Raw genomic sequence first — 11,969 nt, forward strand, 5'->3', positions numbered from 1 at the left:
TAAGCATTCATCCCCTTTTAAGAGAGAAATTAGTTTTCAGTTTTCAAGATGTTAGTTTAATTTTTTAAGGTTATGAAAAAGAAGATTATGAATTCATTCAGACGTATTCTCGCAGAGGTAGGTCGTAATGAGATGTTGATGATGGGATACACCATCAAGAAATAGAGAGAAAATGTTTTCAGGGTATTAGTTTAATTTTTAAGATTATGGGAAAAAAGATTGTAAACTCTTTCAAAGGTATTCTTGCCAAAGTTGGCGAGAATTGGATTGAAGCGATGAAGTATTATAACTACCCGAGATGAGTGTAGTGATTGATAAGAGACCGGGGGATATGTTCTGAGAACGTATCCCCCGCTTTTTTTATTACCGCAGGTATTTATGTCAGTATATGCTTTGTTTTTTTATTTTTTCTAAAAAGCCGGCACAATGTGGCTATTAATTTGTTATTTTTACAGTGTGCATTCATGTGGCGGAGATATGAATCGTTTGTATAGATGGGCGCCGGCATGACATTACGGTTGAAGTACCATTAAAAGGCTTCTAATTGCATATTAAAAGCCTTTTAATATGCAATTAGAAGCCTTTTAATAATAGCTCGTCATAGGTAAGAGGCTGACAGGCCCGATAAGGGAATGAAGATAAACCGTACAAACTGCCGTACCGGAATATGAATGCAGATAGCCGTACGGATAAGTTTTTATTATTTGATTCCTGATTCGCGTAAAAAACAAAAACTAATAACAATAGAATAGCTATGAAGAAAATCCAAAGATTTTGTACGTTGTTTCTGCTGATGATCGGGTTGTGCTTTTCCGCTTTGCATGCTCAGTCTTATGAAAAACTGTGGAAACAGGTAGAGCAAGCTCAAAAGAAGAGTTTGCCGCAAACGGTAGTGAAGCTGACGGGTAAAATCTACCGGAAAGCCGAGCTGGAGAAGAACGCTCCGCAGATGCTCAAGGCATATATCTGTGGGGAGGCCTATCAGGAAAGACTGACTCCGGATAGCCTGTATACCAATTTGAAGAATCTGGAAAGTTGGACGAAATCGGAGCGAAATCCGGTAAGCAAAGCTATTCTGCATTCATTGCTTGCCCGCGAATATGCGGATTATATGCGGGGTAACCGGCGGCTGTTGTCGGAACGCATGGCTTTGGACGCAGACGAAGCCCCGACAGACATTCGTGAGTGGAGCAATAACCTTTTTGTCGCTAAGGTAGATGAACATAATCTGGCTTCATTGCGGGATTCCATCCGCTTGCTTGGGGCTTCTTCCAAAGAATACGTGCCTTTTGTCGTGCTGGAAGACGGAAGCCGTTTTTACGGTCACGATATGTATCATCTGCTGGCAGCCCGTGCCATCGATACCTACCGGCTGTTGGACGGCTTTCGGGTGGACTCATTGCAGCTCTCCCGGATTGAGGGTATTTATACAGGTATGATAAATGCTTACCGGCATCGTGCCGGGGCGGAAGATGCGGTGGTGCTGGCAACGCTTGATTATTGGAAATGGAAAGTAACAGGCGGTGGTATAAGCCGTGAGCCCTACGCTACTTATCGCGAGAGGCAAGAGCAACTCAACAAAGAGTATCTTGAAGTTCTGGATAGTCTGATCCGGGAATACGGCACGCATGAAATCTGTGCGGAAGCCTATATCTGTAAAGCCGACCGACTTCGTGGTTTGGGAGGAACTTATATTGATGAGGCTTTGCAGACCTGTGATGAAGGAGTGAAACGCTACCCTGCTTATAAGCGTATCAATGAACTGCGAAACATACGGGAAAATATTCTGCAGCCCTATCTGGATATTAATACCCAGGGTAGTATTTATCCCGGTGATTCATTGGAACTGAACGTAGCTTATCGTAATCTGAAAGGATTTACGCTGAACCTGTACCGTACGAATCTGTCCGAAGTACCTTGGATGGATACCGGAATAAGCAGGGCGTTCTATCAGAAGCATGCCCGTAAATTGTCCGCAACTCATTTTGAATTGGATGCTCAGGCCGGGAAAGACGAGAGGCGGGGAGAGGCATCGGGCAACCTGCAACGTACGGATTTGAAGTTTTATGTGCCGGATGAACTGGGCGTTTATATATTACAGATTGTACCGGATGTAGCGACTGCCCGTACGGCGGATTCCTTTCTTGTCTCAACCCGTTTCAAGGTATTGACGCTGTCTCTGCCGGATAACAAAATGGAAGTGGTTACGGTGGATAGCCGTAGCGGACAACCCATTTCCGATGCAACGGTCAGCTTCTATTCCACGTACAATGAGAAAGACCGTGAACTGGTGCAGACGGTTACTACTGATGTCGGTGGTAAGGCTGTTGTGGAATGGAATAAAGCCATCCGCAGCTATGTGGCACGTAAAGGGACGGATACGGCCATGATGCCCCAGCATATTTATTTGAACAGATATTACGAGCGCGGTGAGTCGCGTCCGGAAGAACATATCACCCTGCTGACAGACCGCTCTTTGTATCGTCCCGGTCAGACCGTTTATGTCAAGGGTATCGCTTATGAACAGGAAGCGGATAAGGCGCATGTCTTGGCCGGAAAGAGCTATCAGATATGCTTGCTGGATGTAAATAGAAAAGAGTTGGTACAGAAGAATGTCAATACCAACGAATTCGGTTCCTTTACAACGGAATTGGTGCTGCCGACGGTTTGCTTGAATGGCAACTTTACGGTTGGAGTAAAAAATAAGACTTCCGTTTCCGTACGGGTGGAGGATTACAAACGGCCTACCTTTGAGATTACTTTTAATCCGTTGAAGGAGGCCTTCTGTTTGGGAGACACGGTAGATGTGACGGGCAATGTCAAGGCATATAACGGTATGGCCATTCAGGATGTGCCGTTGGTATATACCGTTACCCGTCGTAACAATTGGAGATATTGGGGACAAACTGCCGCACCGCTTGCCTCGGATACGGTGCAACTGGATGCGAAAGGCAAATTCTCCATACCTGTCGTTCTGAAGCCGGGTGCCGATACGGACAGAATAGGCGGGGAACGTTTTTCCTATCAGATAGAAGTGTCGGTAACGGGTGATGTGGGTGAAACGCAGACTTCGCAGTATAACCTGAGCGCAGCCCGCCGAGCCTATTTCTTTATGTCTGATATTAACAGGGAATTATGCAAGGAAGATTCCATATCGGGAAAGCTGGCAGTGATGAATGCCGTGAATGAGACGTTGTCCATGGAAGGTATGTGCCGTCTGTATCCGGTTCTCGACTCTAAAACAGGAAAAGTCTCAGACAGGCCGGTTTATGAAAGTACATTTATATCGGGTGAGACGAAGGATTTCGCCGCTTGGAAACAACTGCCGTCGGGAGAGTATCGCTTTGTCATGTCGGTTCGTGACCGTGACGGCAAGGAAGTCAGCAATGCAGATAATATGGTGAATATTGTGTTGTTCTCATTGGCAGATGCGCGTCCGGCTATGTTTATGGAAACCTTCCTCTATGAAAAGAATACTGAGTTCGATGCAACCCATCCGGCACTTTTCTACTTCGGCACTTCCATGCAGGATGCCTATGTCTTGGCAGATGTTTTCGGACAAAAGGGAAGGCTGGAGAGCCGTACCCTGTCATTGAGCGATTCGATTCTCCGTATGGAGTATCCTTATCGCGAAGAGTATGGAGACGGGGTTGCCGTACAGTTTACCTTTGTAAAGAACGGACAGCTATATACACGTAGGGTGGAATTGCGGAAACGCCTGCCTGAGCGGACGTTGGATATGAAGTGGGAGGTTTTCCGCGACCGTTTGCGTCCGGGACAGGAGGAAGAGTGGAAGCTGGTTATCAAAACTCCGCAAGGGTTTCCTGCCGCAGCCGAGATGCTGGCAATGATGTACGACGCTTCATTAGACCGGATTTATAGCCGCAGCCAGTCGTTAAGCGTTTATTACAACCGGTATATTCCTTATTACTATTGGGATATCAATAATAATAACGGAAAGAGTTACGCTCCTTATTTCCCCACGAAGTCGTGGCGAGTTCCCGTTTGGCATTTTGACTATTTCACTTCGCCCTATAACGGAGTGGCGGAGGTTTTGCAAATTGTCGAAGATAACGCGGCTATCAACGGGGTGACGGTCGTCGGATACGGAGGCGCACGCAGCAAGGCTGCGACGGGCGGGCTGAAGATACGCGGATATAGTCCGCAGAGCAGTAATGCCGCCCTCTCTGCGACAGAAGAAGCCGGACAGGCGGTTGAAGTGAAATATGTTCCGGCACAGGTAGAAGAAGCGGTGACGGATGTTGTTTTTGAATCGGAAACTATTCCTCTTGACGGACAGACGTTACAGCCGGTGGCTGATTTGCGTACTAATTTTGCAGAAACGGCTTTCTTCTATCCCCAACTGCGTACGAATGAACAGGGTGAGATCGCTTTCTCCTTCACTATGCCGCAGAGTTTGACACGTTGGAATTTCCGGGGGTATTCCCATACCCGGGATATGATGACGGGTATGCTTGACGCTACGGCTGTCACCGCCAAAGAGTTTATGCTTACTCCGAATATGCCGCGCTTTGTACGGGTGGGTGATAAGACACGGATAGCTGCCGGTATTGCCAACCTGACAGGGAAGGAGGTAAAAGGCACAGCCGTATTCACCCTTTTCGACCCGATGACGGAGAAGATTATCTCCACCCGGCGTCAGAAGTTCTCGGTGGAGGCCGGAAAGACGGTATCGGTTGATTTCCGGTTTGATGTAACGGAACGTTATGACCTGCTTGGTGTACGTATGGTGGCGGACGGCGGCACGTTCAGTGACGGGGAACAACATCTGTTGCCTGTTTTAAGCAATAAAGAGTATATTACGGAGACGCTTGCCATGCCTGTCCGTGGTGAAGAAACGCGTACTTTCTCGCTGGACAGCTTGTTCAACGGTAACAGCCGTACGGCAACCGACCGTCGCCTGACGGTGGAATTTACAGGTAATCCGGCATGGTATGCCGTACAAGCCCTGCCTGTACTGAGCCGGCCCGCAACCGATAATGCCATTTCCTGGGCAACCGCTTTCTATGCCAACAGTTTGGCTGGCTATATTGCCAATAGCCAGCCGCGCATTAAAGCGGTGTTCGACAACTGGCGTCTGACGGGTGGGACAAAAGAAACTTTCCTCAGCCAATTGGAGAAAAACCAGGATGTGAAAAACATTCTGCTGGATGAGTCTCCCTGGTTGTTGGAGGCTACTACTGAGGCGGAACGGCAACAACGCATCGCTACCCTGTTCGATGTTAACCAATTAAATTACCGTAATATGTCGTCTTTGCTCAAATTGAAAGAGTTACAGGGGGAGGAAGGCGCATGGAGTTGGTTTGGCGGTATGTCCGGCAACCGTTATGTCACAAGTTATATCACCGGGTTACTTGTCCGCCTTTCTTTACTTACGGATAAGGCACTGCCGGAAGAAGTGGCGGTGATGAAGGATAAGGCTTTTGATTATCTGAATAAGGAAGCTCTGAAAGAATACCGGGATATCCGTAAGGCTGAGAAGAATGGGATTAAGATTACCGTTTTGTCGGATGCCGCTATGGAATATTTGTATCTGGTGGCTCTCGGTTCGGAAAAACTGTCCGGCGAATATGCAAAAGCGTTCGATTACTTCCTTACCAAGCTGGGAGGTAATCTTGAGAACGGTACAATGATTCGTAAAGCGCAGACAGCCGTTATCCTGCAGACGGTGGGACGCAGGACGGAAGCGAATGAGTTTATAGCTTCCATAAAAGAGCATCTTGTACAAACGGATGAAATGGGAGCGCATTTTGCTTTCCATGCCAATCCTTATACTTGGGGGATGATGCCGGTTCCTGCCCATGTGGCCGTCATGACGGCCTTGCGTAAGGCGGGCGGCAATGATGTTTTGATAGAAGAAATGAAGCTTTGGTTGTTGAAACAGAAACAGACGACGGCTTGGAATTCTCCGGTGGCTACCGCTGATGCGGTTTATGCATTGCTTTGCCAGGGTAGCGATTTGCTGGAAAGCGAAGGAGATGTCCGCATCACTTTAGGTAATAAAGTGATGGAAACGCTTTCTCCGGCAAAGACCGTTGTACCGGGATTGGGATACATCAAGGAAGTCTTCACGCAAGGCAGTCCTGAACTGAAGGCGACATCCGTTACCGTAGAGAAGAGGGATGCGGGTATCGCGTGGGGAGCCGTTTATGCGCAATACTTGTCGCCCATATCCGATGTGAAGCAACAAGGCGGTGAGCTGGATATCGATAAGAAACTCTTTGTAGAGCGTATCTCGGCCGACGGACAGAAATCTCTGCAACCGTTGGCGGATGCCGCACAGCTTTCCGTAGGTGATAAGGTCGTGTCCCGGCTTACTCTCCGCTTGGACCGTGCCATGGACTTTATTCAGTTGAAAGACCAACGTGGCGCCTGCTTCGAACCGGTAAACTCGCTTTCGGGCTATCGTTGGAGCAACGGTTTCGGATATTACGCAGAGGTGGAAGATGCCGGAGCCAATTTCTTCTTCGACCACCTGGGTAAAGGCGTTTATGTACTGGAACATAGCTATCGGGTGGCTCGCGGCGGTACGTACGAAACCGGACTGGCTACCGTGCAGTGTGCTTATGCGCCGGAATATGCTTCACACTCTGCGGGTGGAACTGTTGTAATCAAATAGGGTAGATGGATTTACTTGCTATCGAATGTTTACAGGTTATAAAAAGCGGAAAGAAAATCTGCGTATCTCGCTTAAAAACTTTACATTTGTACGACTAATTTAGAAGCAATATAAATGAGACGTAGTTTTATCACTCTATATGCGCTTGCAGCTACGGCATTAACGGCCGTAGCGCAACCGCATTTCACCTCTAATACGGAAATGTATGATTTCGGGCAGATTGAATGGAAGCGTCCGGTAACGGTGCAATATTCCATTACGAACTCCGGTAACCAGCCTTTGGTGCTTACCGGTGTGGAGCCCGATTGTGCCTGTTCCGTAGCACGGTGGACAAAAACTCCTATCGCTCCGGGTGCAAAGGGAGTGGTCAATGTGACTTTTGACGCAGAGGCTCTGGGGCACTTCAACAAATCCGTAGCCATTTACAGTAATGCGCAACCTCATTTGGTCTACTTGAAGTTCAACGGTGAGGTAGTACGTGAAATCAAGGATTTTACTAAAACCCATCCGTATCTCATCGGGCAGATACGCATTGATAAGAACAGTCTTGACTTCCCCGATGTGCAGGCCGGTGAAAAGCCTGTTATGCACATAGGAGTCGTGAATCTGTCAGACCGTCCGTACGAACCTGTGCTGATGCATCTGCCGCCTTATCTGCAAACGGAAGTGAAACCCAATGTCTTGCAAAAAGGAGAAAAGGGTGTCATCACCGTTACGTTGGACTCCGAACGCTTGACGGACTTCGGACTGACGCAAGCCTCTGTCTATCTGGCACGTTTTGCGGGTGACAAGGTGGGGGATGAAAATGAAATTCCTGTGTCCGCCATTCTTCTGCCGGACTTCTCGGGCATGACCGAAACGGAAAAGGCGAATGCCCCTGCCATCAATCTTTCCATTAAGGATATCGATATGAGTACGGTATTGGCAAAGAAGTCGAAGGCGCGTCAGGACATTATTATAACGAATACAGGCCGTTCTCCTTTGCAAATCAGCAAACTTCAGGTATTCCACCCGGCTGTGGGTGCCAGCCTGAAGAAAAGTGTGCTGCAACCGGGAGAAAGTACCCGTCTCCGTGTAACGGTGGCGAAACGGAATATCGGCAAAAAACGCCGTCATCTGCGCTTACTGATGATTACGAATGACCCGATGCAGCCGAAAGTCGAGATTAATATTAAAGCGAAATAATATAAATCTTACCATGGAACATCCTGAAAATAGCAGAGAATATAAAGGTTTGGTTGTCAATGCAGGCATTGAACAACCGTCGTCCGTCAATCCTTATTTGAAGCGGAAGCCGAAGAAACGCCAGCTTTCCGTTGCCGAGTACGTAGAGGGCATTGTAAAAGGTGATGTTACGATATTAAGCCGGGCTGTGACATTGGTGGAAAGCGTAAAGCCCGAACATCAGGCCATTGCCCAGGAGGTGATAGAAAAGTGCCTGCCATATTCCGGCAACTCTATCCGTATAGGTATCAGCGGTGTACCGGGCGCTGGCAAGAGTACGTCTATCGATGTATTCGGATTGCACGTATTGGAGAAATACGACGGCAAACTGGCGGTATTGGCTATCGACCCCAGCAGCGAGCGCAGCAAAGGCAGTATTTTGGGTGATAAAACCCGTATGGAGAAGCTCTCCGTTCATCCTAAATCTTTTATCCGTCCCAGCCCTTCGGCAGGTTCGCTGGGCGGTGTGGCGCGTAAGACGCGTGAAACGATTGTGCTTTGTGAAGCCGCCGGATTCGATAAGATATTTGTAGAAACAGTGGGTGTGGGACAGAGTGAAACCGCAGTACATTCAATGGTGGACTTCTTCTTGCTTATCCAGCTTGCCGGTACGGGCGATGAGCTGCAAGGCATCAAGCGCGGCATTATGGAGATGGCGGACGGTATCGTCATCAACAAGGCGGATGGGGATAATCTGGAACGTGCCAAGTTGGCTGCCACTCAGTTCCGTAATGCGCTGCATCTTTTCCCGGCTCCGGAGAGCGGCTGGACGCCGCAGGTACTGACCTATTCCGGCTTTTACAACCTCGGGGTACAGGAAGTATGGGATATGGTCTACAAATATATCGATTTTGTGAAAGAGAACGGTTACTTTGAATATCGCCGCAACGAGCAAAGCAAATATTGGATGTACGAAACCATTAATGAACAACTCCGTGACAGTTTCTATCATAATCCAACAATTGAAGCGATGCTGACCGATAAAGAGAGCCAGGTATTAAAAGGTAACCTGACATCCTTTGTCGCTGCCAAGAATTTGCTGGATACTTATTTTACGGAATTAAAGAATTAGTGGGGTCTCAAAGTAGAAGACACTTGCTGTTTGTTCCTTTTTAGGCATGGATTACACGGAAAAGAATCAAGTAAATCTGTGTAATCCGTGCCTGAAAGAAATCCTCAAGCATATTTTGATAACCTCTTGCTCCCTATACCTCTTTTCCTTCTTTCTCAAAGTCCTTGCGCGATTTGCTTTGTGTAACGATATATACACCGAGAAATACCAGCGCAATGGCAATTCCCTTTTCCAGATTGAATACCGCCATACCGATTATGACTGTAACTATTGAAGCTACAATAGGTTGCATGTAGTTGTACATGCTTACTACTGTGGGGCGCAACAGCCTTTGCGCCGTCATGATACATATATAGGCAAAGAAACTGCCGCCTACCACTACATAGCCTACTTGTAGCAGTGCCGCAGTAGAGATTTCCGTCCACTGAATGGCGGCCACATCGTGATAGGAGAAAGGGATGTAGCACATGGATGCATACACAAACATCCATTTGTTCAGGGTGATGGGAGAGTATTTTTGGGACAATCCCTTAAATACGGTCAGGTAAATAGAGAAACTGATTTGGGCGACGAGACACAGTAAGTCGCCTATGATGCTTCCGTTACCGCTGCTTGCATTTTGGCTGCTCATAATAAGTATCAATGCCCCCATTGCCCCTACAAAAATGCCCAGCACTTTTTTATTGGTAACGGGCTCTTTCAGATAAACGGCCGCTACAATCATGGTGACGATAGGAAGGGTGGTAGTTACGATAGAGGCATCGATGGGGGAAGTCATGGACAGTCCGAAGATGTAGACTCCCTGATTGAACACCAATGCAAAAAGAGAGGCGAAGAATATCTTCAACATATCCCGGTGGTCTACCTGCTCGCGTTTGCAGAAGAGTGAGAGCAGCCAGAAGCAAGCCGCTGCGCCTACCATGCGGAAAGTAGTGACAGACAAAGCGGAGAACTCAACTAATGCGGATTTGCCGATGGGTGCCATTAGTCCCCATAGAATATTGGCGGTCAGAGCGAAGAGGTGACCTTGTATGTTCTTGTTCATATTGTAAAATATGTATTGGTTGTGGTGAAAAACGCCGCAAAGGTAATTAAATTCTCAATCTCTTTCTTTATATTTGCTACACGAATATAAAGGAATCATGGAAGTACAAGCCAATTACATCAGACGTATCGAGATACACGGATTGTGGCATCGATATAATATAGCTTGGGAGTTGCGTCCCGATGTCAACATACTTTCCGGTATTAACGGGGTAGGAAAGACTACGATTCTGAACCGTTCGGTGGGTTATCTGGAGCAAACCACCGGAGAAGTGAAGAGTGATGAGAAGAACGGAGTACACGTTTTTTTCGATAATCCGGAAGCGACTTTCATCCCTTATGATGTAATCCGCAGTTACGACCGTCCCCTTATCATGGGAGATTTCACCGCCCGCATGGCAGACCCGAACGTAAAGTCCGAACTGGACTGGCAGCTCTATCTGCTCCAACGCCGTTATCTTGATTACCAAGTGAATATCGGTAACAAAATGATTGAATTGTTGAGCGGTGACGAGGAACAGCGGAGTATGGCTCCGGCTCTTTCCGTACCTAAACGGAAGTTCCAGGATATGGTTGACGAACTGTTCAGTTATACCCGCAAGAAGATTGACCGCAAGAGCAATGATATCGTCTTTTTCCAGGATGGAGAACGGTTGCTTCCCTATAAACTCTCATCCGGTGAGAAACAGATGCTGGTAATCCTGCTGACTGTCCTCGTGCGCGACGAAGACCATTGTGTACTCTTTATGGATGAGCCGGAAGCGTCATTGCACATTGAATGGCAGCAAAAGCTTATCGGTATGATACGTGATTTAAATCCGAATGTACAGCTTATCCTCACTACCCATTCGCCTGCCGTTATCATGGAAGGATGGCTGGATGCAGTGACGGAAGTGGAAGATATTTCAACGATTATAAATTAAATGATTCATTAAAATCATCATTCATCACTGTTTTGGCAACATCTTTACGACATAATCTGACTTCCGCTTATCTGGACGCCGCGCATAAATTCTCATCGAAGAGGGGGCGCAGACGCATTGTGGCGTATGTGGAAAGCTATGATGATATAGCTTTTTGGCGTACTCTTTTGGCAGAGTTCGAGAACGAGGAACGCTATTTCCAAGTAATGCTTCCGTCCGCCACTTCATTGGCGAAGGGTAAGAAGATGGTGCTGATGAATACGCTCAATACAACGGAGTTGGGACGCAGCCTGATAGCTTGTGTGGACAGTGACTACGATTTCCTGCTGCAAGGGGCTACCAATGTGTCGCGGAAGATAAACCGCAATCCTTATATCTTCCAGACTTACGGATATGCCATTGAGAACTTCCATTGTTTTGCCGAGAGCCTTCATGAAGTTTGTGTGCAGGCAACGTTGAACGACCGTCATATCCTCGATTTTCCCGCTTTCCTGAAACGCTATTCACAGATAGCCTATCCGTTGTTTCTGTGGAACGTATGGTTTTATCGCCAGCATGATACGCATACCTTCCCTATGTACGATTTTAATGCCTGTGTCCGTTTGCAGGAAATAAGCCTGCGGCATCCTTATAGCGCTTTGGATGCTATGCAGCGTACGGTATCTGCCAAGTTGTCCGAAATGCAAGTCCGTTTTCCGCACTACATAGAGCACGTTGACAAGTTGGGAGAAGAACTGCGTAAATTAGGATTAGTTCCCGACAATACCTATCTCTATATACAAGGACATCACATTATGGACTGTGTGGTGTTGAAGCTGCTGATACCCGTTTGTACCGTACTCCGTCGTGAGCGTGAACAGGAAATTAAACGTCTGGCGGAGCATAACGAACAGTTCCGCAATGAACTGACGGGCTATGAGAACAGCCAAGTCAATGTAGCTGTCATGTTGAAGAAAAACAGCGGTTACAAGAACCTTTATCTCTATCAGTGGTTGAAAGAAGACATCCGGGAGTTCCTCGAACGGGAGAAGCTCTGACCACCTATTATACTTTATATTTAAACATC

6 protein-coding genes are annotated in these 11,969 nt (G+C 47.3%); 5 read left to right on the forward strand and 1 reads right to left on the reverse strand.

Annotated elements, in window-relative coordinates:
- The first annotated feature begins 754 nt into the window (after window positions 1–754).
- The 3 genes from BUB52_RS00815 to meaB all read left to right on the forward strand — a co-directional run bounded on the left by BUB52_RS00815 (window position 755) and on the right by meaB (window position 8,936).
- Window positions 755–6,640, forward strand: coding sequence for an alpha-2-macroglobulin family protein (locus BUB52_RS00815; protein WP_009122993.1), 5,886 nt, complete (start codon window positions 755–757; stop codon window positions 6,638–6,640).
- A 114-nt stretch (window positions 6,641–6,754) separates the two neighbouring features.
- Window positions 6,755–7,825 carry a DUF1573 domain-containing protein gene (locus tag BUB52_RS00820; RefSeq protein ID WP_009122994.1) on the forward strand — a complete coding sequence of 357 codons (1,071 nt, stop codon included), beginning with the start codon at window positions 6,755–6,757 and terminating at the stop codon, window positions 7,823–7,825.
- Between the two features lie 13 nt (window positions 7,826–7,838).
- On the forward strand, window positions 7,839–8,936 hold the full coding sequence (gene meaB / locus BUB52_RS00825; RefSeq protein WP_009122995.1) for a methylmalonyl Co-A mutase-associated GTPase MeaB: 1,098 nt from the start codon (window positions 7,839–7,841) through the stop codon (window positions 8,934–8,936).
- A gap of 133 nt (window positions 8,937–9,069) precedes the next feature.
- Here the strand turns inward: meaB and BUB52_RS00830 are convergent, their stop codons facing one another.
- Complete coding sequence (locus BUB52_RS00830; RefSeq protein ID WP_009122996.1) at window positions 9,070–9,981, reverse strand: DMT family transporter; 912 nt, start codon at window positions 9,979–9,981, stop codon at window positions 9,070–9,072.
- Between the two features lie 97 nt (window positions 9,982–10,078).
- On the opposite strand from BUB52_RS00830, the gene BUB52_RS00835 reads away from it, so the two are divergent.
- Together BUB52_RS00835 and BUB52_RS00840 are read left to right on the forward strand one after the other, a co-directional pair.
- Window positions 10,079–10,903 (forward strand): AAA family ATPase, encoded by an 825-nt coding sequence (locus tag BUB52_RS00835; RefSeq protein WP_009122997.1) that lies wholly within the window; start codon window positions 10,079–10,081, stop codon window positions 10,901–10,903.
- Window positions 10,904–10,935: 32 nt separating this feature from the next.
- Window positions 10,936–11,940 carry a DUF4435 domain-containing protein gene (locus tag BUB52_RS00840; protein WP_039951065.1) on the forward strand — a complete coding sequence of 335 codons (1,005 nt, stop codon included), beginning with the start codon at window positions 10,936–10,938 and terminating at the stop codon, window positions 11,938–11,940.
- Window positions 11,941–11,969 lie beyond the last annotated feature (29 nt).

Origin of the sequence: Bacteroides clarus YIT 12056 (assembly GCF_900129655.1) — a bacterium.
GTDB classification, from domain to species: Bacteria; Bacteroidota; Bacteroidia; order Bacteroidales; family Bacteroidaceae; genus Bacteroides; species Bacteroides clarus.

Bases quoted from the DNA above. Each gene is read 5' to 3' on its own strand.
- BUB52_RS00815 (WP_009122993.1), top strand. From the start codon at position 755: ATGAAGAAAATCCAAAGATTTTGTACGTTGTTTCTGCTGATGATCGGG.
- BUB52_RS00820 (WP_009122994.1), top strand. From the start codon at position 6,755: ATGAGACGTAGTTTTATCACTCTATATGCGCTTGCAGCTACGGCATTA.
- meaB (WP_009122995.1), top strand. From the start codon at position 7,839: ATGGAACATCCTGAAAATAGCAGAGAATATAAAGGTTTGGTTGTCAAT.
- BUB52_RS00830 (WP_009122996.1), bottom strand. From the start codon at position 9,981: ATGAACAAGAACATACAAGGTCACCTCTTCGCTCTGACCGCCAATATT.
- BUB52_RS00835 (WP_009122997.1), top strand. From the start codon at position 10,079: ATGGAAGTACAAGCCAATTACATCAGACGTATCGAGATACACGGATTG.